The organism is Streptomyces sp. NBC_00158 (assembly GCF_045160885.1).
Classification (GTDB): domain Bacteria; phylum Actinomycetota; class Actinomycetes; order Streptomycetales; family Streptomycetaceae; genus Streptomyces.
The window spans coordinates 173,952-196,377 of sequence record NZ_CP108162.1 but is presented as its reverse complement, the minus strand read 5'-3'; the positions used below and the strand labels follow the sequence as shown (position 1 = coordinate 196,377).

Here is a 22,426-nt window from a genome sequence, read left to right as displayed (position 1 = left end):
GAGGAACAGATGTCCCACCCGACCGTTGCCCACGCCTTCGCCGCACTGATGAACGGTCACGACCCCGACGCCGTGGACGGTTTCGTGGCCGAGGACTACGTCAACCACAACCCCTACGTCGAGGACGGCCGCGAGGCCAACCGGGCTTTCTGGGGGCGCTGGTTCGCCGCCTTCCCGGACACCCGGGTGACCCTGGAGGACGTCCTGACCGACGGCGACCGCGTGGTGGGGAGGTTCACCTACCGCGCCACCCACCTCGGGTCGCTGCTCGGGGAGGAGCCCACCGGGCGGGCGGTGGAGATGCGCTCGCTGGACATCTGGCGGGTCCGCGACGGCATGGCGGTGGAGCACTGGGACGAGCTCAACACCCTTGAGTTCTTCGCCCAGCTCGGCCTGCTCGAACTGACGGGCATGCCCGACGCGCCGGCCGCCGCCCAGCAGCCGGCCGCCGCGCCGACGGGTGGCGAGGCGCTGTGACCCCCTCACCCCAGGAGCGCGGCCCGTCCGCCTCCCAGCTGCGCCGCGAGCGCGAACGCGCCGCCGCCCGCGCCGAGATCCTGCAGGCCGCGCGTGACCTGGCCAAGGCCGAGGGCTGGGAGGCGGTGAGCATGCGCCGCCTGGCCGACCGGATCGGCTACTCCGCCAACTACGCCTACCGCTACTTCAAGGGCCGCGACGACATCCTGCTGGCCTTCGTCAAGGACGGCTTCGTCCGGCTCGCCGCCGGCATGCGCGCCGGCGGGACGTCCGTCCACGCCGCGGCGGCCGCCTACCTGGACTTCGCGCTCGACGAGCCGGACGTCTACCAGGTGATGTACGGGCTGGGCGGCGTCCACGTGTCCGCCGCCGAGACCGTCACCGAGGGAGACGCCGTCGGCGCGGTGATCGCGGACGCCCTGGGGGTCACGGACCCCTACGACGACCGCATCGCCCGCATCTGGGCCACCGCGCACGGCCTCGCCGCCCTGCACTCGATCCGCAAGCTCCCCGTCGACCGCGCCCACCTGCACCGCCTGCTGGCGGCGAGCGTCGACGACCTGCTCCACACCCCGCAGCAGCAAGGAGACGCACGATGACCACCGCCCGGACCACGGTCCCGACCACCGCCGGCCGCTGGACGGCCGACGACATCCCGGACCAGACCGGCCGTACGGTCCTGGTGACCGGCGCCAACAGCGGCCTGGGCTACGTCACCGCCCGGGAACTCGCCCGCCGCGGCGCGCACGTCATCCTCACCGCGAGGAACGCCGACAAGGGCAGGGCCGCGCTGAACGGCCTCCGCGGCGAACTCCCGGAAGCCTCCGCGGAGCTGCGCCCGCTGGACCTCGCCGACCTGGACTCGGTCCGCGCCTTCGCCGACGCCCTCGACACGCCCGTGGACGTACTCGTCAACAACGCGGGGATCATGATGCCGCCGCGCTCCCTCACCCGGCAGGGCTTCGAGTCCCAGTTCGGCACCAACCACCTGGGCCACTTCGCACTCACCGGCCTCCTGCTGGACCGGCTGCGGGCCGGGCGGGACCCGCGCGTCGTGACGGTCACCTCGACCCTGCACAAGAACGGCGCCATCCACTTCGACGACCTCGACGGCGCCCGCTCGTACTCGCCGCGCGGCTTCTACGCCCAGTCCAAGTACGCCAACGTGCTGTTCGGCCTGGAACTGGACCGACGGCTGCGCGCGAGCGGCGCCCCGGTGCACAGCATCCTCGCGCACCCCGGCTACTCGGCCACGAACCTCCAGTCCTCCGGACCGACCGGGCTCCTCAAGTCGATCCTCAAGGTCACCAACCGCCTCGTCGCCCAGGACGTCCGCATGGGCGTGCTCAACCAGCTCTACGCGGCCGCGTCCCCCGACGCCCAGGGCGGCCAGTTCATCGGACCCGACGGCCGCAACGAGTCCAAGGGCCACCCCACCTTCGTGCAGCCGACCGAATCCGCCAAGAATCCCGAGACCGCCCGCCGCCTGTGGGACCTGTCGGAGGAGCTCACCGGAGTCACCTACGACTTCCAGACCCCACCGCCCGGCCGGCCCTGACCCGCCGCGAATCGTCCAATTCTCCACCCGTCGACATGGCCGAAATCCCGGTTGCCGAAGGAATGGCCCAGGACATGAATCGCGGCGATCGGTGATCGGCGATCCCGCTCCCCACGGAAATGGGCCGATTTCACCGGGCGAAGACCGTGTCACCACCTAAGATCAACTCCGCTGGGGGGCGCATTCGCTTTCTTGCGAGGCGTACAGCCGCTATTCCGTACTTCCATGGGGGAAATCAAGCCATGAACCGTATCCTCTTTCGAGCCTCCGCAGTCGGCGCTGCCGTAGTCGCCTTCTCCGGAGTCATCTCCGTTTCGCAGTCCGCCAGCGCGGCGGAGACGTGCACGACGATCGGAAACGACCGGATCCAGTCGATGCCCGGCGGCATCCCCGAGGCGGTGATGTACGTACCGACCTGCATCGAGGCGGCGCCGGGCGGCAAGGTCCGGGGAAGGGCCGACGTCAACTGGAGCTTCACCCAGGACGGCGAGATCGACCGCAGCAAGCGCTTCAGCTCGTTCAAGGTGACCGTCCGGCTGGAGAGCCGGGTTCCGGGCGGTACCGGCACCGTGGTCACCAGCAGGACCTGTGACGTCACGACCCGCATCAACTCGACCGATTCCGGCATCCTGGACTGCCTGACTCCGTCGGCCGCACTCTACCCGAAGAAGCAGTGGTCCGCCGGCGCGACCGTCGTGTACGACATCGCGGGCGACACCAAGGGACCCTTCACCTGGCAGCTCACGAACTCGCCGCTGATGGGCTAGTCGTCCGAGGCGAGGCGAGGCGAGGCGAGGCGAGGCGCGGCGCAGATCGGATCGGATCGGGCGGCGAACCGAGAAGACGTCAGGCCTCGGCCGGCCGGGACGATCCTCAAGGCCGGGGTGGACGGGTGAGCCGGTGCAGGCCGACCTCGGTGAGCCGGCCGTCCGAGACCCGGGCCGTCATGTACGTGCAGTACGGCTGGCGGCGCCGGTCCGTCGGGGAACCCGGGTTCAGCAGCCGCAGCCGGTCTCCCGCCGTGGTGTCCCACGGGATGTGGCTGTGCCCGAAGACCAGCACGTCCACGTCCGGGAACCGCGCGGCGCAGCGCTGCTCGCGCCCCTGTGCCGGGCCGGTCTCGTGCACCACGGCGAACCGCAGCCCGCCGAGCTCCGCGTACGCGACCTCGGGCAGCCGGGCGCGCAGCCGGGGCCCGTCGTTGTTCCCGTACACGCCGACCAGGCGGCGTGCCCGCTCCTGGAGCAGGTCGAGGGTGGCCTCGTCGGTCCAGTCGCCGGCATGGATCACGACGTCCGCGCGCGGGACGCGTCCGAGCAGCTCCGCCGGCAGCACCCGGGCCCGCGCGGGAACGTGCGTGTCCGACAACAGCAGCAGCTCCACGCCCCCACGCTAGCCCCCACCCCCCGGCCCCGCCGCCCCGCCCACCTCCACGGACCGGCGCGCCGTGGGCTCCGGTCGGGCGCTTGCCAGGTCGGCCCGTCCCCCCTTCTTGGGAGCGCGCACTGGCCACCGCCCTGGCCGACGGCGACGGCACCGCCGACGGCCGTGAACGGACCCTGCGCGCCCGGGCCACGGCCGTCGCGGCCATGCGGGACATGCTGCTCCGCGGCATCCCCGCAGGGGAAAGGGTCAACCGGATCCGGCGCGGCGGCGAGGGCCCCGATCCCCGCGTGGAACTGCGCCACTTCGTCGCCACTCACGCGTAGGCCCCGCAGGACCAGGAGAACCCTTCTGCCACACCCTTTAGCCTGGGCGGCATGACGGACTGAGGGACCCGGGCCCGTCGGAGTGGGGTTCTGTCAGGTCGACGTGCGGGGGGACTGCTTGGGAACGCTGGTCGCGTCAGAGGTCGTCGGGGCGCGCGAGGACAGGTTCGACTGGTTCTGCGAGACCATCGCGAGCCATGTGATGCCCATCCTGCTCAGCAGCCGACACGCGGCCGATTTCCGGGCGCACATCACGGAGCTGGACCTCGGCGTGGTGCGCCTGTCCGCCGTGACCTGCTCACCGGTGCGCTCGCGCCGCACCCCGACCCATGTCCGGCAGGGCGATCCCGAGCACCTGCAGCTGGCGCTCCTCACCCGGGGCGGCGTCCGGATCTCCCAGCGGGGCAACGAATCGGTGGTCTCGGGCGGGCTCGTGCTCACGGACACCTCACGGCCGAGCGAGGCGGCGTGCGCGGACGAGACGCTCGCGTCGGTGGTCGTGCAGATTCCCCGTCGGGCTCTGGCGCTCGACCCGGACCGCCTTGACGGCCTCCTCGCCCGGAACCTGCCCGCGGGTACCGGGTCGGGAGCGATCCTCGCCGACTTCATGAGGTCGCTGCTCGGACAGGCCCGGCACTGCGACCCGGAGGAGCTGCGCGGGCTGGGGGCCGTCACCCTCGACCTGGCCACCGCGTTCCTCGCCCGGCAGCTCGCGGACCCCGGCGCGACACCCGCCGAGGCCCGTGCGCGGGAGATGCTCCAGCGGATCCACCGCTTCATCGAGAACAACCTCGGCGACCCGGACCTGACCCCCCGGACGGTCGCGGACCGCCACAACATCTCGCTGCGGCGTCTCCACGCCCTCTTCGGCGATCAGCCCCTGACCGTCGCGGCGCACATCCGGCGGGCCCGGCTGGAGCGCGCCCGCGCCGACCTCGTACGCGCGGAGCTGGGCGGCCATCCCGTCCAGGCGATCGCGGCCCGCTGGGGTTTCGCCAGCGCCACCGGGTTCAGCCGGGCGTTCCGCGAAGCCTACGGAACCACGCCCACCGAGCACCGCGCGTCCCCGCCGGCCGCCGCAGCGCACGCATCGCACGCAGAGCACAGGAACCCGGCACGCCACGAACACCACGACGCTCCGCCCGCGCCTAGATTCACCTTCGGATGACAGCGGCCGGACCCCTGCCCGAATCAGGGGTCCGGCGGCTCCTCACCGTCGCCCTGCGGTGGTCAGGTCAGGCGGAAGACCGGGCCCCTCGGGGTGAAGGGGAGGGACGCGCCCTGCGGGATCAGGTAGGCGTGTTCGCGGCGGACGCGCAGGGTGTCGCACCAGCCGTCGGTGATGACCAGGAGCGGCGCCGCGGGCGGGAAGTCCTCGGCGCGCTGGAGCAGGTCTATGCCCGGCTGGAGGACCGTGCCGCCCCTGCCGCGGACCCGGACCCGGCCCGCGATCTCGGTCGGCGGGACGTAGCCCGCGTCGTACGCCGCCGCGTCGCAGAACACGACCCGCGCCGCCGGTACGTCACGGGCCTCGGCGTACGAGGCGATCGCGCCCAGCGCCTTGCCGAGCAGGGCGGCGTTCATCGACCCCGAGGTGTCGAGCACCACGCCGAAGGTGCAGCGGGCCGTCTCCTCCGGCGGGAAGTACCGGCCCGCGCGCGGGATGTCCGGGGTCGAGGCCTGGCGGCGCGCCGGGCGCGCGTAGGACCGTACGGCCTCCGGCCTCGGCACGTACTCGTCGAACCAGCGGGCGAGCCGGGCGTCCCAGGGCACCGGCGGGTGGGCCAGGGCCCGGATCTCCTGGACCAGCCCGGCCGGCAGCAGGCCGCGCCCCTCGCGGACGTGCAGGTCGAAGCCCTGGACGAGGCCGCGCCGGTAGAACTCGTCGAGATCCGCGTACGGGCGCCCCGCGCCGTGCGCGAGGGGCTCGCCCAGGATGTCCCCGGCGCCCTTGCCGCGCAGGGTGGCGAGCCGCCGCATCCGCCGCAGGTCGGTGGCGATCCGGTCGTACACCTCCTCGACGGAGAGCCCGCGCAGCGCCGGGTCGTGCAGCAGCCCCTCGGGCATGCTGCCGATCCGCATCTCCACCAGCCAGTCGTTGACGACGTAGTCCGCGGCGACGTTGTGCAGGTACGGGTCGCGGCCGCCGCGGCGCTCACCGTGGCGCAGGGCGGCGTGCAGCATCTCGTGGGCGAGGATGAACCGCCACTCGTCGTCCTCGAAGGTGCGCAGCGGGTTGACGTAGATCTCGCCGGCGGTGGCGCTGACGGCGGCGACGGAGATGTCCTGGGCGCGGGCCAGTTCGGCGTCGGCTACGACGGTCAGGCCGGCGGCGAGCCCGCCGAGCAGCGGGTACGAGGACACGAACCAGTTCAGGGCCCGGTCCCAGGGGCGCTGGGCGACCCGCTCACCGGTGGTCCGGTCGCGGCGGCCGCCGGCCACCTCCATGGCGGCGGAGACGCTGCGGGTCAGGGCGGCGGCGAAGGCGGCCTGCCAGTCGGGGACGGCGGCGCCGCCCCGGGCCCGCCAGGTGGTCAGGACCTGGTCGGGGCCGCGCCCGGCGGTGCCGCAGTGCTCGTACGCGGGCGGGATGCCGTCGCGGCGCCAGCGGGCGGCGAGTTCGGCCTCGTCGCCGCCGGGGTGGTCGGCGGGCAGGTGGTCGGGGGCGCGGCCGACGGGGAAGGTCTGCAGGAAGCGGTTGACGACCACGCAGCGGGCGGCGAGGTCGAACGGGTCCGGCTGGGTCCGGTCGTCGGCGGCGGCGGGTACGTGGCCGAAGCCGAGGTGGAGCAGGGCGTGGGCCAGCGCCCACGCCCACTCGGCGGGTTCGGCCCGCCGGGTGGGGTGGACGTGGACGATGCCGTTGGAGGTGACGGCGGCCAGGCCCCCGTCCGGGGACTCCTTGCAGCCGGCCTCGCGGCAGAACTTGCCGTTCAGGGCGGCGAGGGCCGGGTTCTGCTTGACCAGGGCGAGTCCCTCGGCGAAGGCCTGCGCGGCCGGGTCGGGCTTGGTACCGGCCTCGGCGGCGGCCTTCGCCCGGGCCTTGCCGTTCCGGCTCACCGGCGGGCCTCGACCAGCCGGGGCATGTCGCGGGCGGCCTCGATCAGGAACCAGCCGGGAAGCACGGGCAGTCCGTCGGCGTCGTCGGCGATGACGGTCTGCGCGACCTCGACGGAGATCTCGGCGAGCTGGACGAGGAGCGACTTGAAGCGGTGGGTGTGCTGGCGCAGCGCGGGCGAGACGTGTTCCTTCTGCGCGGGGAGCTCCTTGAGCAGGCGGCCCCGGAACGCTTCCGCGAGGTAGTAGAGCAGGTCGCGGTCCTGGAGCCGGGCGGGCCAGGAGGCGTCGCCCTTCAGGATGGCCTCGATGCCGAAGGTGTGACGGACGATCTTGGCGTAGCCGCAGAAGGAGACGGCGTGCGCGGGGGTGAGGGTGCCGTGGGCGACCACCTTGAGGGTCTGCTCGTCCAGTTCCGCGCCGAAGGAGTGCAGGGCGTCGGAGAGCATGTGCCAGGAGCGGGGGGTGGAGAAGGGCTCCTCGGTCTTCGGCGGCTGCGACCAGAGGTGGTCGGGGCGGTCGGTGAGGTAGTCGGTGACCCACGGGTGGATGCCGTGCTCGCCGGCCCACACCAGCCAGTCCTGCGCGGACGCCCGGAGGTGGACGTGGGTGAGGCGGTTGACGAGGGCGGAGGCGATGGGCCGTGCGAGGGCGTTGTCCGTGGCGCGGTTGCCCGCGCCGATGACGATGGAGCCGGCGGGCAGTTCGTAGGAGCCGATCCGGCGGTCGAGGATCAGCGAGTAGAAGGCCTTCTGCACGTCGGGGCTCGCGGCGTTGAGCTCGTCGAGGAAGAGGCAGTACGGCTCGTCGCGGGCGATGGCCTCGGGCGGGCAGAACACGGACCGGCCGTCGCGGATCTGAGGTACGCCGATCAGGTCCTCGGGGGCGAGCTGCGTGCCGAGGAGGCTGACGCACTCCAGGCCCAGGGAGTCGGCGAACTTCCGCACGAGCGAGGACTTCCCGATGCCGGGCGCCCCCCAGAGGAAAACGGGCCGCACGGTGGCGAGGCCGAGCAGCAGTTCGGGGATCTGGGCGGGGGTGACGGTGACGGCAGCCTGCACGGGTGGGACGTCCTCCGGGGTGGGGGTGGTGTGTGACGCGGCCAGTGTGGTCACACCGCGCCCGGACCGGCATCCGGTTTTTCCGCGGGCGGCCCTGCGTTTCCTGGCACACTCGGCCGTACGGCGGATGCCACCTTCGGCCTTCCGGCATGCCGTCGTTGGAAGCACGGCCGGCCCGTCCCCGGCACGTCGGGCCCGGACCGGCGACCACCGACCACCGAAGAGGAGGCGTGAGTGGGCGGCTGGATCCCCCGCGAGGAGTGGGTGAAGACGCAGTCCCAGGCACTCGTGGCGTCATGCGTCGTGATGCTGGACGACCAAGACCGGATGCTTCTGCTCCGGTACGGCCCCGGCCAGGGAGAGGCCAGCGGCAAGTGGTGGCTGCCCGGCGGCATGGTCGACGACGGCGAGAACCCGTGGCCCGCGGCCCGTCGGGAGACGGGCGAGGAAACCGGCCTCACGCTGGACCCGGAACCCCGCCTCATCGGCATCGACCACAGGGCCGACGTACTCGGCACCGGCCCCGTCGTGGACTACTACTTCGCGGCACGGCTCGCCACGGCCCGGCAACGGATCCGGCTCAGCCCCGAACACGACCGCCACGCCTTCCACCACCCCGACGGCCTTCCGGACACCCTCGCAGCGCACCGCCGGACGCTCATCGCGCTGCACACCGCAGCCCTGGACGGCCGCGCCGTCTACCTGCAGGAGGGCATGCCCGCATGAGCCGCATCCGCACAGCCGCGACCGGCCTGGTCGTCCGTGACGGCCACGTCCTGCTCGTCAGGGGCAAGTCGAGCGGGTACCGCTCGACGAGGTCGCCGGGCTGCGGATGATCCCCCTGTACCTGCGCGACCGGCTCACCGACGTCGCTGCCCGGGCCGCCGCCGGGACCTGGCAGACGCAGTACCTGGGCGACATGGCCTGACGGGATACGGACAGCTTCCGGCAGGAGCCCGCCCACGGCTCAGACGACCGGCGGGAGCCCGCCCACGGCTCAGACGACCGGCGGGCGGCCCAGCCGGGTCAGCCGCCGGACCGTCCGCCAGCGCATCGGGCGCCGGGTGCCGCCGGATGTCCGGATGCCCTCGGCGAACCCTTCGAACCAGGCCCGCAGCCCCACCAGAGAACGGGCACGGACCACGGTCAGCACCACCCACACCCCGAGGTAGACGGGTACCAGCGGGGCGGGCAGGTGCCGCTTGGCCAGCCAGACCCGGTTGCGGGCCGTCATCCGGTAGTAGACCGCATGACGGGCCGGGGACGTCCTCGGGTGCCGGAGCACCAGGTCGGGCTCGTACAGGACGTCCCAGCCGCGGTCGATCGCCCGCCAGGCCAGGTCGGTCTCCTCGTGCGTGAAGAAGAAGGCGTCCGGCCAGCCGCCGGTCTCCTCCAGCATCGGCATCGACAGGGCGTGCCCGCCGCCGAGGAACGTCGTCACCAGCCCGCGCCGCATCGGGTCACCCGCCCGCAGCCGGGGCACGTGCCGCCGTTGTGTGTGGCCGGTCTCGTCCGCGATCCGGAACGAGACGATGCCCAGCCGCCGGTCCGCCTCGTACAGGTCGGCGATCCGCCGGAAGACGCCCGCCTCGATCAGGAGGCCGTCGTCGTCCAAGTCCACCAGGACATCGACGTCCCCGAAGTCCCGCAAGCGGCGCCAGGCGACGTTCCGGCCACCGGACACCCCCAGGTTCTCCTCCAGCTCCACCTGCGTCACGTCCGCGGGCAGACCCGACAGGGCGGTGCCGTTGCCGACGACCACGACCCGGGCCGCCGGCTCGTCCTGCCCGGCCACCGACGCCAGCAGGGCCAGCAGCTCGGGCATCCGGTCGCCCATCGTCAGCACGGCGACACCCACACGCGGCCGGACCACGACCACCACCACTTCCCACCGGGGCCAGATGAACGGCGAGCGTACCCCCGCCGCACCCCCGCCCCGAACCGCACCCCCGCCCCGCACCGGACCCACACCGCGTTCCGCGCCGAAGTCGCGGACGAGCCCCTGGTTCCGGAGCCGGCCGCCCGGGCATCGTCCCGCCGGACCCGGATGGCCACGGTCGGCGGGTGGGGGTTTCCGGGACGAGCGGGTTCCGGAGCTGCCATCGTGGGGGCAGTGCACGGGGCGGGGGGACGGGGGACGGGGCCCGGGGACGGGGGACGCGCATGAGCGCCGAGAACGAACAGCGGGCCCGGGCGGCGGGCCAGGCGAGGATCACCCAGATCCAGGTGGCCGGCGACTACTACGCCGACCGGCCCCCGCACGCCGGGGTCGCGGCGCGCGGAGTGCCCGGCCCCCCGCCCCTCCTGGTCGGCCGGGACGAGGAAGCCGCCCGGCTGCTCGGCCTGCTGGCCCCCGGCGGCGCCCGCACCGTGGTCGTGGCCGGGCTGGCGGGCGTGGGCAAGAGCGCCCTCGCGCACGCCGTCGCCCACCGGGCGCTCGCCGCGGGGACGTTCACCGGCGGGGCGCTGTACGTCTCCCTGCGCGGCTACGCCCCGGACGGCGGCGCGGGGCCCGAGGAGGGCGTCATCGCGCTGCTGGAACAGCTGGGCGTACGGCAGGCGGACCTGCCCGCCACCGCCGACGCCCGGCTGGCCCGCTACAGGTCCGAGCTCGCCGAGCGCGCGGCGGCCGCCGAGCGGGTCCTCATCGTCGCCGACGACGCCGGGGACGCCGGGCAGTTGCTGCCCCTGGTGCCGCCGGGCGGGGAGGCGCACCGGCTGCTCGTGACCTCCCGGGACGTGCTCGTGACCCCGGACTTCACCCCGCTGGTCGTCTCCCTGGCGGAGCTGCCGGCCGGTCCGGCGGTCGAGCTGCTGACCACCCGCATCTGGGCGACCCGGCCCGAAGACCCGCGGCCAGGCAAGGAGCCGGACGCGCCCTGGGAGATCGCCGCGCACTGCGGCTGCCTCCCGATCGCCCTGACCGTCGCCGCCGCGCTGGCGGCCGGCGATCCGGGTCTGCCCCTCGGCGTGCTGGCCCGACGGCTGGCCGACGCCCGGACCCGGCTGCGGACGCTGAGCCCGCGCGTCGGGCGGGACCGCATCCCCACCGGTGTGGCCGCGGCCCTGGACCTCTCGTACGACCGCCTCCCGGCGGAAGAGGCCCGGCTGCTGCGGCTGTTGACCCTCGTCCCGGGGGAGGACGCGCACACGCTGCTGGTCAGCCTGATGGTGGCGGCGGCCGACGAGCAGACCGAGGACGAGCCCGACCTGCACGGCACCCGGGAACAGCTCGCCGCACTCGCCCGGGCCGGGCTGCTCACGGAGCAGCCGGTGGGCTCCGACCGCTGGCGGATGCACGATCTGGTCCGGCTGTTCGCCGCCGAAGCCGGCCGACGGCACGCCCGCGAGGACGGGCGGGACGAGGCCGCGGGCCGGCTGCTCGACGCGTACGAGGTGCTCAGCACGGAGGCGGACCGCGGGATGCGGGGCGAGTCGCACGGGCCCGGCCCCTACGGCGTCACCCTGTTCCACAGCACCGCGGAAGCCGGCGACTTCATGACGCTGGAGTGCACCGCGCTGCTCGGCCTGCTGCCGCTGGCCACGGAGCTCGGGCGGTACGACAGCGTGCCGGTCCTGTTCCAGAACACCTGGACGTACGTGATCCGGACCGGCCGCTTCGAGGACTGCGTCGAGGGAGCACGGCTCGCCGTCGCCGCGGCCCGGAGCCTCGGCGACACCACGCTGGAGGCCCGGCTGCTGAGCTGCCTCGCCGTGGCCCTCGAACGCACCGGCGCGCAGGAGGAGGCCGAGCGGGTCCTCGACGAGGCCTTCGCCCGTCACGAAGAGGGGGCGGGGGAGGACAGTGCGCAGGAGCGGGCCGTGCTGCTCGGCCACCGCTCCGCCGCCCTGGCCACCGCAGGCCGTTTCGACGAGGCCGTCGCCGCCTCCACGGAGGCCCTGGCCCTGCTGCGGAACACCGGCAACCGGGCGGGCGAGGGAGAAGTGCTGTCGAACCACGCGCTCCTGCTCCTGCAGCAGGGCCGGGTGGCGGAGGCGGTGACCGCCGGCCGCCGGGCCGCCGGGATCCTGACGCGGACCCCGCACGCCCACGCCGCCGCCCTCGCGGTGCGCAACCTCGGCTCGGCCCTGCTGGCCGGCCCCGAAGGCCGGGAGGAGGGAAGCCGCGCCCTGGCCCGCGCGGCCCAGGACTTCGCGGACCTCGGCGAGAGCCGTGAAGCGGCCCGGACGATGGAGATGATCGCCACCTTCCTCCTCCAAGAGGAACGCCTGGCGGAGGCCCTGGGGGCCATGCGCATCGCCGCGGACAACTACGCCCTCGTCGGCGACACGGCCGACGAGTCCCGGGTCCGCTCGGTGGTGGCCCAGGGGGAAGCCATGGGACGCGGGGAGTAGCCGCCCCGGTCCCGGCCGGGGACCTCCGCCAACGGGGCTGCGCCCGCGAACAGTTCGCGTCGCGTTCCCGGGCGCCTTCCCCGGGTTGCCGTCGATGGCCCGTGCGACGAGTCGCGCCAGGTCAGCGAACGGCACTCGGTACGCCGCGCACCCCGCGGACTCGAACTACGGGGGCAACGCCCTCGTCTTGACGGGCGCGAGCGGCTGCCGGAGCGGCAACGGCTGCTGGCTGGAGCTGTGGGACGCCCCCAACACCTCCGGCTTCCACCAGGAGTACCGGCAGTCGACCTCGTACGTCGGGGACGCACTGAACGACCGGGCGAGCTCGATCGCCCTCCTGTAGCCCCCGGCCCGGACCGGCGCCCCGCCCCCGAGAACCACCGGGCGGGGCGCCGGGGATGCCGGGGTCCCGTTCAGCCGGCGCGCAGCCCGCTCGCCAGCCGGGCCAGGGCTGCCTTGAGCCGGTCCGGCGTCACTCCCTTCGCGCGCTGCTGGAGGAAGACCTCCGGGGCCAGGGGCGCGAGCAGGGCGTCCACCAGGGCCTCCGGGTCGGGGACGGCGGACTCGCGCAGCAGGACGAGGACGTGGGTGCGCCAGAAGCCGTACGCCCCGACGGTGAAGCGCTTCTCGCCGGTCTCGGCGCCCAGCACCAGGTGGCCGTGGGTGTCCAGCAGGTCGACCATGGCGGCGTAGAAGGCGGTGAGGCGTTCGAGCGGCGGCGCGCCGGGGCCGAGTGGCGGAGCCCCGCGCAACAGCTCTTCCTGCAGGCGGCGTTCGTGCTCGTCGAGGAGGGCCGCCGCGATGGACGTGACGTCCGGGTAGCGGCGGTAGAGCGTGCCGCGGCCGATGTCGGCCGCCCGGGCGATGTCCTCCATCGTCACCGACCGCGGATCACCGGCGGCGAACAGCCCGGCCGCGGCGGAGAGCGCCTTGGCCCGGTTGCGGGCGGCGTCCGCGCGTTCAGTCGTCCCCATGGCACCCCAGCCTACCGGAATAAGTGGACGACCTGTCCGGTTGAGGCTCCCATCCGGTATAACTGGACGCCGTGTCCGGTTAGAGGCGCCGGTCCTTTACGAGGGGGTCCCGTCATGACCACGCCGCTGCACGGCCGAGAGGCCGGCGACGCCGTCGCCGCCCGGAAGACGGGAGGGGCCCCGTGAGCTGGCTCCTCCTCGTCGCCGCCGGGCTGGTGGAGGTCGCCTGGTCGCAGAGCATCAAACCGACGGCCGGGTTCACCCGCCCGCTGCCCACCCTGCTCTGCTTCGTCCTTGCCGCCGTTGCCGTGTACCTGCTGTCCCTGGCGATGAAGGGCCTGCCGGTCGGCACCGCCTACGCCGTCTTCACCGGGATCGGCGCGGCCGGCGCCATCACCCTGGGCGTCGTGCTCCACAAGGATCCGGTCACCCCGGGCCGCCTCCTCGCCCTCGCCCTGATCATCGGCGGCGTGGCACTGTCCCACGCGACCGCTCCGTCCGAGTGAGGAGCGCGGGGCGAGGAGTGCGGGGCGAGGAGCGCGGGGCGAGGAGTGCGGCCGGCGGCCGTTGATCCCTTGCCCGGCCGGGCGCGTGCCGGCAGCCTGGCCGGATGCGGGCCCCGCGCGGGGCCGGACCGGACCGGGGGAACACGCCGTGGACACCAGAATCAGAGCAGCCCTCGCCCTCGCAGCCCTGGCGGCGCTCGCCCTGCCGGGGCCGGCCGCGGGTGTGAGCCTCGCGGGCAAGACCCCCTACGCCAACTACGTGGGCGTGGGGTCGGACACCGCCTCGGACGGGAACTTCGAGCACCTCGATCCGCAGCAGCAGCACGTCGCCGCGGTCGACGGCCAGTCCGAGCACCTCGCCCCGCCGGGACACCTGGACCCCGGCCAGATCTGACCGCCCGGGCCCGTTCAGAACCAGTGCAGGCAGTGCGGGGAGCGCTCGGTCCGGAACAGGGCGTCGGCGAGGGCGGCCGCGCCGGGGTGGTGGGCGCTGATGTGCCCGGCGCGTACGAGGGTGCTGGGGGCGGTGCCGCCGAGGTACAGCGAGGCCAGGTCGCTGACGTCCAGGGACAGGTCCGGCTGCCGGTCCGTCGGGACGCAGTCGGCCTTGCCGTCCCGGACGGTCAGCAGGTGGCGGCCGTGCTCGCCGAGGAACCGGTCCTCGACGTCGAGGACGATCTCGCCGTCCGCGGACCAGCCGCGCGCGGTCAGCGCCCCAGGGATGTCGAGCAGCCGCACCCACAGCCAGTCGCCGACCCCCGTCACCTCGCCGCCCCGGAAGTCCTCCAGCTGCCAGCGCAGCGGGTGGTCGGTCGGGACGTGCTTGATGGAGACCTGGGCGACGAGGTCGTGTTCGAGCAGGAACCGGGCCAGGGCCGTGTGGACGGCGTCGGCGGCCTCGCCGGCGGTGACGATCTCGTCGACCTTCATCGTCCTCGACCCGCCGGGCTCGATCGTGTAGCTCGCGTACCCGTCCGGGACGCCGTGGGCGTCCCGGTGGACGGCGACGTAACGCGGTGCGGGGGAGATCGGGGGCTGTCCCGCGCGCAGGGACCACCAGCGGTGCGGGCGGGACAGTGCGCCGGGCTGTGCGCGGCGGTACCGGTCGTAGACCTCCTCCAGGACCTCGCCGCAGTCACTGCTCCGCACCACCTCGATCGAACCGCCCGCCGTGCCCGTGGCCGTTGCCGCGCCCGTGCCCGTGCCCGTGGCCGGTTCGCCGTTCCGGCCCCCGCGTGCCCGGGGAACGGCGGGGGCGGCGCGATGGCGGGACACCGTCAGCCCCGCCGTGTACGTCGCCGGTCCGTAGCCGAACCTGCGGTAGATCAGGGCCTCGGAGGCCAGCAGTACGGAGAGGAACTCCCCGCGGGCGCGCAGCTCGGCGAGCTGGTGCCGCATCAGCGCACCGAGCGCGCCCCGGCGCCGGTGGGAGGGCAGGACGCCGACGGCGGTCACCCCGGAGACGGGGACGAGGGCCCCACCGGGCAGGGTGAGCTCGAAGGGGTACGCGCCGGCGGTGCCGACGGGCTTCCCGTCCGCCGTCACGGCGAACAGGCACCGGTCCGTTTCGAGCGCCGACCACCACTGCCCGCCGCCGTCGACCGGGGGTTCCGGGTAGAACCCGAACGCGGCGAGCATCGTGTCGACGAAGACGCCGAACTCCTCTTCGGTCGTCTGACGGATCTCCATGCGCGCCGCTGCCCTCCCCGGAAGCCGGCACCACCGCTCGCGGTGCCCCGCCACAGTGCAGCGCCGCCCCGCGGCCGGGTCAACCGAATTACGCCCGGGCCGGGCCGAGCCGGGTTCCTTGCGCTCAGCCGACCGCGACGGTGGCCAGGGCCGCCTCGACCCGGCGGTTGCTTGTCATCGTCGCGGTGACGGCGGTCATGGTGAGCAGCAGGCCCGCGGCGACGTAGAGCGGGGTGCGCACGTCGTGGGCGGTGGCCAGCCAGCCCGCGAGGAAGGCGCCGAACGGGGCGGCGCACATGGCGAGCATGCGGGAGGTGGAGGTGACCCGGCCCATCAGGTGGGAGGGGACGATCGACTGCCTCAGGGAAGGGGCGAGCACCATCGTCGCGCCCATGCCCGCCCCGCAGAGGGCGAGCGCGAGGCCGGCGACGTACGCGTTCGGGGCTGCGGCGAGGCCCAGGACGGCGAGCCCCTCGACGGCGGCCGTGCAGGTCAGCGCGGTGCCCGTGCCGAGCCGCCGGCCGAGGAAGGAGGCGATGCCCGCGCCGAGCAGACCGCCGGCGGCCTCCGCCGTGAGGAGCAGGCCGAAGCCGAAGGCGCCGACGCCGAGACGGTCGTGCGCGAAGAGGGCCAGTACGGTCTCCACGCCGACGAAGGCGATGTTCCCGACCGCCGGACGCAGCGCGAGTCCCAGCAGCAGCCGGTCCCGGAACACGTACGAGGCACCGGCCCGCGCCTGCCGCAGCAGCGACTCGCGCGCCTGCGGAGCGGGCCGCGGCGCGGCGGGCAACGAACGTACGAGCACTGCGCACAGGGCGAACGAGACCGCGTCGGCGAGCAGCGGGACCGCCCGGCCGAGCGCGAGCAGGGCACTGCCCGCGGGCGGCCCGGCGAAGCCGGACGCGGCGGTCTGGGTGCCGCGCAGGCGGGAGTTGGCACGCTCCAGGAGCGCGGTGTCCCGGCCGAGGAGGTCCGGCAGGTAGGCGGTGGCGGCGGTGTCGAAGAAGAGCCCGCCGAGGGCGAGGAGGAAGGCGACGGCCGCGAGCAGCGGAATGCTCAGCGCGTCGAGCGCTGCCGCTGCCGCCGTCACCGCGAGGAGCACCGCACGCGCGGCGTCCGTGACCCACATCGTGCGCCGGCGGTCCCACCGGTCCACCAGCGCTCCGCCGAGCACTCCGAAGAGCAGCCACGGCAGCGTCCCGGCGGCCGAGACGACGGCGAGCGCCATCGGATCCCGCGTCAACGCCAGTGCGAGCAGCGGCAGCGCGGCGTGCGATACCCCGTCACCGAGAGAGGAGACGGTCTGGGCGGTCCACAGCCGTCCGAACACGGCCGGCAGCTTGCGTACGTCGGAGGTCATTCGGTCTCCTCGGTGGCCTGGGCGCGCGATGCCGGGTGGAACAGTGCGAAGACGAGCGAGGTGTCCGGCAGCGAGGGGTCGGACAGCGCGCGGTACTCGTCCGCCAGCGCCTCCAGCCGCGCCCCCAGCTCCGCGAACTGCTCCTCGGTGAGCCGCAGGTGGGCCATGCGTACGTGCCGCTCGGCGTCCGCCGGCGCCGCCTCCAGGTCGGCCACCGCGTGCCGCATCAGCACGTCCGGCCCGCCTTCGCCGGGATCCGGGAGCACGATCGACCGGGCGGCCATCGCGTAGTACCGCTCGGTGACCCCCCGGACCTTCCGGGTCCGCACCACCTTCACCAAACCGGCCCGCTCCAGGAGCCGTACGTGGTAGCTGGAACTCCCCTTCGCGAGGCCCACGCGCTCGGCGATCTGCGTGATCGTCGCGGGCTCGAAGCGGAGCACGGCCATGATGCGGTGGCGCGTCAGATTGGAAACGGCGCGCAGCTGTTCGTCGGTGGTGACGTGGAACGTCTCAGGAAGATCATCGGTGGGCATGGCTCAATGGTCAACGTTTCTTGACCATTGCGCAAGACCTTTTCCCCGGACCATTTCCCCCTCGGATGCGATGGCCTTCGGCGTCAGGGCCGAACCGGTGGCGGGCGGTCAGCACTGCCAGAGGAACGCCGCCCCGCCGCAGGGCAGGCACGTGAACGCGTAGCCGCGGCCCGTGCCGAAGTTCATGGCGGTGATCGGATCGGGCCCCTCCTGCAGCTGGACGGCCGGCCGCATCGGCGCGGCGCAGTCCGGGCAGGTGGGGGTCCGGTCGTACTGGAGCCAGGCCGGTGTGCCGCCCAGCTGCCCGAGTACGTGCTTGCGGGGCCGCCCGGTCTCGGCCGCCCAGGCCGCACAGGCGCTGTCGTAGTCCGGTTCGGCGGACACGTACGGCTCGGCGGCGTGGGTCGCCCCGAGGTACAGCTTCTCGATGTCGACGTCGACGGACCGGCCCCGGGGCCGTGCGATGCGGCGCAGGCCCCGCGCGGGCAGCAGCAGCGCGGCATTGGCGCCGGAGGTGGCGCTCCAGTCCTGGCAGGAGCCGGGACGGTTCTGGCAGGCGTACAGCGCCAGCAGGTGGGCGTGCGACCGCGGTCGGCCGGCACCGGCGACGGCCGACCCGGACTCGTCCAGCCGGAACTGCGCGAGGAACTTCAGCGGGCCACCGCATTCGCGGCACGTCGGCCATGCCGCCCCGGGCACGCCCAACGGCACGCCGCCGATCCGGGTGAGCGAAGCGCCGGGTCTGCCCTCGCCCGCGTAAACGATCAGAGTGGTCATGCCGCCCGACCGTAGGGCACCGCTACGACACCGACCGCTGCCCAGGGCCCCGCTGCCCCGGCCCCACGGCCCCGACCCCACGGCCCCGACCCCACCGGCCGGGCGGCCCCCACCCCGAAAACCGCGTGCGCGGTGCGGGGGTGACCGCTACGGTCGTCCGCATGTGTTCCGTCATCCACAACCGGCAGGCCCTGCGCATCCGGTCGACGCGCTGACCGTCGGTGTCGGCGCTCGCCCGCACCGGGTCCACGTCCACCCGCTGTTCACCCTTCACCTCAGGATGACGAGGATCTCCACCATGCGCGCAGACCCGCGCCCCACTTTCGTACTGGTCCACGGCGGATCCAGCAATGCCCGGGCCTGGGGCCCGCTGCAGAACGAGCTGGCCCTGCGCGGCCACCGTTCGCACGCCGTCGACCTGCCCGGTCACGGCGATCTCGCCGACACCCCCGCCGCCTACTACCGCCGGCCCCAGGACGTCACGGCACTCGCCGCCGCGCCCTCCCCCCTGCGCGGTGTCACGTTGGAGGACAACGTGCGCCACGTGGTGGCCACCCTGCGGCGGCTCGCCGCGTCCGGGCCGGTCGTCCTGGTCGGCAACAGCCTCGGCGGACTCACGATCACCGCCGTCGCCAACGCCGCCCCGGAGCTGCTCGACCGGGTGGTCTACCTCTCCGCGCTCTGCCTCAGCGATCCGGCCGTGCTCACCGAGGGGTGGGGCGCGGACGACGGCGGCCTGCTGGACGCCGCGGTGGCCCGGATCGCCGTGCCGGGCGTACGCGATCCGGGCGTGGTCCGGCTCAACTGGCGGGCCGCCCACGCCGATCCGGACACGTTCGCCGCGCTGAAGGCCGCCATCATGGCCGACTCGACCGACCACCAGTTCCGGCTGCTGCTCGACTCCCTGGACCCGGACGAGACCTACGTGGCGATGGAGCCGGGCGCGCTGGTCCGGGCCGACGCGTGGGGGCGGGTGCCGCACACCTACGTTCGGCTCACCGCCGACCGGAGCCTCCCCCCGGCGGTCCAGGACCGGATGATCCGCGAGGCGGACGCACTGACCCCGCACCATCCCTTCGACGTGCACGCCCTCGACGCCTCGCACGTCGGCTACTTCAGCCGGCCGCAGATCTTCGCGGACCTCCTGACGAGCCTGGTCTGAAGCCCGGGCCGCACCCCCGGCACCACGTCGAAAACGCGGTGCCGGGGGTGCCGGTGCCCTGTGACAATGGGGCGATGATCACACCGCCTCCCGCGGCGCGGGACTCGCTGGCCGGGCTCGCCTTTGGTGATGCCTTCGGCGACCGCTGGTTCGGCATCCTGCGCCGCGAAGGCCCGGCAGCCCTGGAGGCGCGGGTCCCGCCCCCGGAGCCGCTGTGGCAGTGGAGCGACGACACCGCCCAGGCGATCGTGCTCCTGCGGGAACTCGCCGAGAGCGGTGGAACCGTCGACCAGGACCGGCTGGCCCTGCGCCTCGCCGAGACCTACGCCGAGGACACGCACCGCGGCTACGGAGCTTCGATGCACGACGTGCTCCGCCGGATCGGCGCGGGCGAGGCCTGGCGGGAGGTGGTCGCCGGACAGTTCGGCGGCCAGGGCTCCTGGGGCAACGGCGCCGCCATGCGGGTCGCCCCGCTCGGGGCCTGGCTCGCCGCCGACCTGGAGGCCGTCGCCGAGCAGGCCGCCCGGCAGAGCGAGGTCTCGCACCACCATCCGGAGGCCGTCGCCGGAGCGGTGGCCGTCGCCGTGGCCGCTGCGCTGGCCGCCCGCAGCCGGGGCGGTGCCGCTCCCACACGGCCGGACTTCCTCCACGCCGTCGCCGAACGCCTCCCCGTCGGCGACGTCCGGGCCGGAGTGCGGATCGCGGCCAGGATGCCGGATCACACCTCGGTCCGGCACGCCTCGGAGGTCCTGGGCTCCGGCTACCGGATGTCCGGGCCCGACACCGTGCCCTACGCCCTCTGGTGCGCGGCCACCCACCTCGACGACCTGCACGAGGGCCTGTGGTCCACCGTCGAAGGGCGCGGGGACATCGACACCACGTGCGCCATCGCGGGCGGGGTCATAGCCGCCCGCACGGGTGTCGCGGCCCTCCCGCCCGCCTGGCACGCGGCCCGCGAGCCGCTGCCCGCGGTGGGGTAGGCGGGGGGTACGTCGCCGGGTACGCGGCCGGGTGCGTGGCGTGAGGACGGCCCCCGACGGGCAGAGCGTGATCATGACAGAGACCGACACGCACACCTCCGCCCCGCCGCGCCGCCCGTTACGCCAGCTCCTGGCCGCGTCCGTCGGCAACGCCGTGGAGTGGTACGACTGGTACGCGTACACCTTCCTGGCCACCCACATCGCACGGCAGGTCTTCCCACCCGGCGCCGGCGACTCCCTGGTCCCGCTGCTCTCCACCTTCGCCGTCTTCGCCGTCGGCTTCTTCATGCGCCCGGTCGGCGGGCTCCTGATGGGCGCGATAGCCGACCGGCGGGGCCGGCGCACCGCGCTCACCGCCACCATCCTGCTCATGGGCGCCAGCAGCCTGCTGGTCGGCCTCACCCCGGCCTACGCGGCCGTCGGCCTGCTCTCCCCGGTCGTCCTCGTGACCGCCCGGCTGCTCCAGGGCCTCTCCGTCGGCGGGGAGTTCGCCGCGTCGACCACCTTCCTCGTGGAGTCCGCCGGGCCCGGACGCAGGGGTCTCTTCTCGTCGTTCCAGTACGTCTCCACCTCCATCGGCCAACTCGCCGCCTCCGGCATCGCCGCACTGCTCGTGACCGTGCTCCCCGAGGACGCCATGAACGGCTGGGGATGGCGCGTGCCCTTCCTGCTCGGCGCCGTCCTCAGCCTCGCCGGGTTCTGGATCCGGCGGGGCGCCGAGGAGACCCTCGCCGCCCGCCCCGCCGCGGCCCCCCGCCCCGGGCTGTTCGACGCGCTCCGCCACCACCCCCGCGCCTCGCTGCTGATCGGCGGCATCACGGCCGGAGGAACCCTCGCCTACTACACGTGGACCTCGTACCTGCCGACCTACGCCGAACTCCGGACCGGCATGGCCAAGGGCGACGCGCTGCTCGCCGGGACGCTGTCCCTGGCGTTCTTCGCCCTGCTGCAGCCCATCGGCGGACTGCTGTCCGACCGCTTCGGACGCAAGCCGTCCCTGCTCTTCTTCGGACTCGGCTTCGCCCTGCTCGTCGTACCGCTGCTGCGGGCCCTCGACGGCTCGTTCCTCTCCCTCCTGCTCGTCCAGGGCGCCGGCATGGTGCTGCTCACCGGCTTCACCTCGATCTCGGCGGCCGTGAACGCGGAGGTCTTCCCGGCCCGGGTGCGCGCGGCGGGCATCGGCTTCCCGTACTCGCTGACGGTGGCGCTCTTCGGCGGCACGGCCCCGTACGTCGGCACCCTGCTGCAAGAACGGGGCACGCCGGACCTGTTCCCCTGGTACGTCGCCGTGCTCTGCCTGTGCTCCTCGGCGGTGTACCTGCGGCTGCCGGAGAGCGCCCACAAGCCCCTCGACCGCTGAGGAGGGGCCGCGGGGTCAGGCGGCCGGCGGACGGCCGAGGAGGACGCCGCGGCCCGCGTAGTAGCGGTGCATCACCGGCCAGGGGACGACCGCGAACTCCTGCGAGGTGCCGTGCCAGCCCGACGGGTTGTGGATCGTGACCGCGTCCCGGTCCGCGCCCACGGCCAGCACCAGGTGCCCGCCCCGGTGGGGCGGCTCGGTGTCCCCGCTGCGGACGCCCGGGTGGACGGACAGCATCACGAGACGGCCGGCGTGCAGCTGCCCGGCGATCTCCTCCAGCGGGAGCTCGGGGCGGGACTCGGCGCGGAGGCCGAAGCGGTCCCGGGTGTGGCGGGCGAACGGCTCGTAGATCAGCCCGTGCAGGCCCCCGTCCTTCGGCACGTACGCGCCCGCTTCGAGGTACTCCTTGCCGAGGGTGACGCTCGGGGGCGCTTCGAGGCCCCAGTGGGCCAGCGCCATCCGCAGGCAGGCCATGCCGCACACCCGCCAGGACCAGAAGGCGTACTCCTCGGGGGAGTCGGCGCCGGAGGCCCGCCAGCGGGGGTCGTCGACGGCGTCCAGACGGCCGGTGACGAACTCCGAGACCAGCTCGGGCGACTCCCACTGCGCGAAGTACGGCACCTCGTGGCGGACGGGCCGCAGCGGGGCGACCGGGACGGCCGCGGCACGGGGGTCGGCCATCGGGGCGGGGGCGGGCGTGAGGTCGGGCATTCGGGTCTCCTCGGTGGTCGTGCGGGGCGTCCGGTCGGCTCCGGGTGCCGTCCCGCCCACTCGGCCGGCTGCCGCACCTCCCTGACGAGCAGCGGGCCGACCGCGGCGACCACGGCGAGCAGGGGGAGCACGGCGGCGCGGCCGAGGGGCACT

General features: G+C 74.2%; 24 protein-coding genes. 14 read left to right on the top strand and 10 right to left on the bottom strand.

Annotation, left to right across the window (positions count from 1 at the left end):
- The first annotated feature begins 9 nt into the window (after positions 1 to 9).
- The 4 genes from OG553_RS36130 (at position 10) to OG553_RS36115 (ending at position 2,802) form a co-directional block, all read left to right on the top strand.
- Positions 10 to 477: an ester cyclase gene (locus OG553_RS36130; protein WP_331728114.1), complete on the top strand. Its 468-nt coding sequence runs from the start codon at positions 10 to 12 to the stop codon at positions 475 to 477.
- Entirely contained in the window at positions 474 to 1,076 is a 603-nt protein-coding gene (locus OG553_RS36125; protein ID WP_331728112.1) for a TetR/AcrR family transcriptional regulator, read from the top strand. Before OG553_RS36130 ends, OG553_RS36125 begins: the two co-directional genes overlap by 4 nt.
- Positions 1,073 to 2,035, top strand: coding sequence for an oxidoreductase (locus tag OG553_RS36120; RefSeq protein WP_331728110.1), 963 nt, complete (start codon positions 1,073 to 1,075; stop codon positions 2,033 to 2,035). The genes OG553_RS36125 and OG553_RS36120 overlap by 4 nt, the downstream gene beginning before the upstream one ends.
- Before the next feature lie 242 nt (positions 2,036 to 2,277).
- A complete protein-coding gene (locus OG553_RS36115) occupies positions 2,278 to 2,802 on the top strand; it encodes a hypothetical protein (RefSeq protein WP_331728107.1) in 525 nt (174 codons plus the stop codon).
- A gap of 106 nt (positions 2,803 to 2,908) precedes the next feature.
- On the opposite strand, the gene OG553_RS36110 is transcribed toward OG553_RS36115, so the two are convergent.
- Positions 2,909 to 3,418 carry a metallophosphoesterase gene (locus tag OG553_RS36110; RefSeq protein WP_331728104.1) on the bottom strand — a complete coding sequence of 170 codons (510 nt, stop codon included), beginning with the start codon at positions 3,416 to 3,418 and terminating at the stop codon, positions 2,909 to 2,911.
- An 83-nt stretch (positions 3,419 to 3,501) separates the two neighbouring features.
- Here OG553_RS36110 and OG553_RS36105 point away from each other — a divergent pair, with 83 nt between their 5' ends.
- Positions 3,502 to 3,744, top strand: coding sequence for a hypothetical protein (locus OG553_RS36105; RefSeq protein ID WP_331728101.1), 243 nt, complete (start codon positions 3,502 to 3,504; stop codon positions 3,742 to 3,744).
- 118 nt (positions 3,745 to 3,862) lie between these two features.
- Entirely contained in the window at positions 3,863 to 4,912 is a 1,050-nt protein-coding gene (locus OG553_RS36100; protein WP_331728099.1) for a helix-turn-helix domain-containing protein, read from the top strand.
- A gap of 62 nt (positions 4,913 to 4,974) precedes the next feature.
- Here the strand turns inward: OG553_RS36100 and OG553_RS36095 are convergent, their stop codons facing one another.
- Both OG553_RS36095 and OG553_RS36090 read right to left on the bottom strand, forming a co-directional pair.
- Positions 4,975 to 6,804, bottom strand: coding sequence for a DUF2201 family putative metallopeptidase (locus OG553_RS36095; RefSeq protein ID WP_331728096.1), 1,830 nt, complete (start codon positions 6,802 to 6,804; stop codon positions 4,975 to 4,977).
- Positions 6,801 to 7,862 carry a MoxR family ATPase gene (locus tag OG553_RS36090; protein WP_331728695.1) on the bottom strand — a complete coding sequence of 354 codons (1,062 nt, stop codon included), beginning with the start codon at positions 7,860 to 7,862 and terminating at the stop codon, positions 6,801 to 6,803. Before OG553_RS36090 ends, OG553_RS36095 begins: the two co-directional genes overlap by 4 nt.
- Positions 7,863 to 8,096: 234 nt before the next feature.
- Between OG553_RS36090 and OG553_RS36085 the strand changes: the two genes are divergently transcribed.
- The gene (locus tag OG553_RS36085; RefSeq protein ID WP_331728094.1) at positions 8,097 to 8,588 is read left to right on the top strand and encodes an NUDIX hydrolase; all 492 of its coding nucleotides are present in this window, start codon (positions 8,097 to 8,099) and stop codon (positions 8,586 to 8,588) included.
- A 271-nt stretch (positions 8,589 to 8,859) separates the two neighbouring features.
- On the opposite strand, the gene OG553_RS36080 is transcribed toward OG553_RS36085, so the two are convergent.
- Positions 8,860 to 9,735 carry a glycosyltransferase family 2 protein gene (locus OG553_RS36080; protein WP_331728091.1) on the bottom strand — a complete coding sequence of 292 codons (876 nt, stop codon included), beginning with the start codon at positions 9,733 to 9,735 and terminating at the stop codon, positions 8,860 to 8,862.
- A gap of 290 nt (positions 9,736 to 10,025) precedes the next feature.
- Here OG553_RS36080 and OG553_RS36075 point away from each other — a divergent pair, with 290 nt between their 5' ends.
- A complete protein-coding gene (locus OG553_RS36075; RefSeq protein WP_331728088.1) occupies positions 10,026 to 12,218 on the top strand; it encodes a tetratricopeptide repeat protein in 2,193 nt (730 codons plus the stop codon).
- A 187-nt stretch (positions 12,219 to 12,405) separates the two neighbouring features.
- Positions 12,406 to 12,561: a hypothetical protein gene (locus OG553_RS36070; RefSeq protein WP_405983240.1), complete on the top strand. Its 156-nt coding sequence runs from the start codon at positions 12,406 to 12,408 to the stop codon at positions 12,559 to 12,561.
- 70 nt (positions 12,562 to 12,631) lie between these two features.
- Here OG553_RS36070 and OG553_RS36065 read toward each other — a convergent pair whose 3' ends face one another.
- Complete coding sequence (locus tag OG553_RS36065; protein ID WP_331728083.1) at positions 12,632 to 13,192, bottom strand: helix-turn-helix domain-containing protein; 561 nt, start codon at positions 13,190 to 13,192, stop codon at positions 12,632 to 12,634.
- A gap of 182 nt (positions 13,193 to 13,374) precedes the next feature.
- Between OG553_RS36065 and OG553_RS36060 the strand changes: the two genes are divergently transcribed.
- Together OG553_RS36060 and OG553_RS36055 are read left to right on the top strand one after the other, a co-directional pair.
- A complete protein-coding gene (locus OG553_RS36060) occupies positions 13,375 to 13,698 on the top strand; it encodes a multidrug efflux SMR transporter (protein WP_331728080.1) in 324 nt (107 codons plus the stop codon).
- Between the two features lie 148 nt (positions 13,699 to 13,846).
- The gene (locus OG553_RS36055; protein WP_331728077.1) at positions 13,847 to 14,092 is read left to right on the top strand and encodes a hypothetical protein; all 246 of its coding nucleotides are present in this window, start codon (positions 13,847 to 13,849) and stop codon (positions 14,090 to 14,092) included.
- 14 nt (positions 14,093 to 14,106) lie between these two features.
- On the opposite strand, the gene OG553_RS36050 is transcribed toward OG553_RS36055, so the two are convergent.
- The 4 genes from OG553_RS36050 to OG553_RS36035 form a co-directional block, all read right to left on the bottom strand.
- Positions 14,107 to 15,387 (bottom strand): GNAT family N-acetyltransferase, encoded by a 1,281-nt coding sequence (locus OG553_RS36050; protein WP_331728075.1) that lies wholly within the window; start codon positions 15,385 to 15,387, stop codon positions 14,107 to 14,109.
- Between the two features lie 124 nt (positions 15,388 to 15,511).
- Entirely contained in the window at positions 15,512 to 16,747 is a 1,236-nt protein-coding gene (locus tag OG553_RS36045; RefSeq protein WP_331728073.1) for an MFS transporter, read from the bottom strand.
- Positions 16,744 to 17,283, bottom strand: coding sequence for a winged helix-turn-helix domain-containing protein (locus tag OG553_RS36040; RefSeq protein WP_331728071.1), 540 nt, complete (start codon positions 17,281 to 17,283; stop codon positions 16,744 to 16,746). Before OG553_RS36040 ends, OG553_RS36045 begins: the two co-directional genes overlap by 4 nt.
- Before the next feature lie 108 nt (positions 17,284 to 17,391).
- Complete coding sequence (locus tag OG553_RS36035; protein ID WP_331728069.1) at positions 17,392 to 18,060, bottom strand: hypothetical protein; 669 nt, start codon at positions 18,058 to 18,060, stop codon at positions 17,392 to 17,394.
- 298 nt (positions 18,061 to 18,358) lie between these two features.
- Here OG553_RS36035 and OG553_RS36030 point away from each other — a divergent pair, with 298 nt between their 5' ends.
- The 3 genes from OG553_RS36030 (at position 18,359) to OG553_RS36020 (ending at position 21,562) form a co-directional block, all read left to right on the top strand.
- Positions 18,359 to 19,222 (top strand): alpha/beta fold hydrolase, encoded by an 864-nt coding sequence (locus OG553_RS36030; protein ID WP_331728066.1) that lies wholly within the window; start codon positions 18,359 to 18,361, stop codon positions 19,220 to 19,222.
- A gap of 74 nt (positions 19,223 to 19,296) precedes the next feature.
- Positions 19,297 to 20,202, top strand: a complete 906-nt coding sequence (locus OG553_RS36025) for an ADP-ribosylglycohydrolase family protein (protein ID WP_331728063.1) — start codon at positions 19,297 to 19,299, stop codon at positions 20,200 to 20,202.
- A gap of 73 nt (positions 20,203 to 20,275) precedes the next feature.
- Positions 20,276 to 21,562 (top strand): MFS transporter, encoded by a 1,287-nt coding sequence (locus OG553_RS36020; RefSeq protein ID WP_331728061.1) that lies wholly within the window; start codon positions 20,276 to 20,278, stop codon positions 21,560 to 21,562.
- Positions 21,563 to 21,577: 15 nt separating this feature from the next.
- Here OG553_RS36020 and OG553_RS36015 read toward each other — a convergent pair whose 3' ends face one another.
- Positions 21,578 to 22,273, bottom strand: coding sequence for a C39 family peptidase (locus tag OG553_RS36015; protein WP_331728059.1), 696 nt, complete (start codon positions 22,271 to 22,273; stop codon positions 21,578 to 21,580).
- Between the last annotated feature and the right edge of the window lie 153 nt (positions 22,274 to 22,426).

Bases quoted from the DNA above. Each gene is read 5' to 3' on its own strand.
- OG553_RS36040 (WP_331728071.1), bottom strand. From the start codon at position 17,283: ATGCCCACCGATGATCTTCCTGAGACGTTCCACGTCACCACCGACGAA.
- OG553_RS36115 (WP_331728107.1), top strand. From the start codon at position 2,278: ATGAACCGTATCCTCTTTCGAGCCTCCGCAGTCGGCGCTGCCGTAGTC.
- OG553_RS36035 (WP_331728069.1), bottom strand. From the start codon at position 18,060: ATGACCACTCTGATCGTTTACGCGGGCGAGGGCAGACCCGGCGCTTCG.
- OG553_RS36065 (WP_331728083.1), bottom strand. From the start codon at position 13,192: ATGGGGACGACTGAACGCGCGGACGCCGCCCGCAACCGGGCCAAGGCG.
- OG553_RS36120 (WP_331728110.1), top strand. From the start codon at position 1,073: ATGACCACCGCCCGGACCACGGTCCCGACCACCGCCGGCCGCTGGACG.
- OG553_RS36020 (WP_331728061.1), top strand. From the start codon at position 20,276: ATGACAGAGACCGACACGCACACCTCCGCCCCGCCGCGCCGCCCGTTA.
- OG553_RS36050 (WP_331728075.1), bottom strand. From the start codon at position 15,387: ATGGAGATCCGTCAGACGACCGAAGAGGAGTTCGGCGTCTTCGTCGAC.
- OG553_RS36045 (WP_331728073.1), bottom strand. From the start codon at position 16,747: ATGACCTCCGACGTACGCAAGCTGCCGGCCGTGTTCGGACGGCTGTGG.
- OG553_RS36075 (WP_331728088.1), top strand. From the start codon at position 10,026: ATGAGCGCCGAGAACGAACAGCGGGCCCGGGCGGCGGGCCAGGCGAGG.
- OG553_RS36015 (WP_331728059.1), bottom strand. From the start codon at position 22,273: ATGCCCGACCTCACGCCCGCCCCCGCCCCGATGGCCGACCCCCGTGCC.
- OG553_RS36130 (WP_331728114.1), top strand. From the start codon at position 10: ATGTCCCACCCGACCGTTGCCCACGCCTTCGCCGCACTGATGAACGGT.
- OG553_RS36025 (WP_331728063.1), top strand. From the start codon at position 19,297: ATGATCACACCGCCTCCCGCGGCGCGGGACTCGCTGGCCGGGCTCGCC.
- OG553_RS36030 (WP_331728066.1), top strand. From the start codon at position 18,359: ATGCGCGCAGACCCGCGCCCCACTTTCGTACTGGTCCACGGCGGATCC.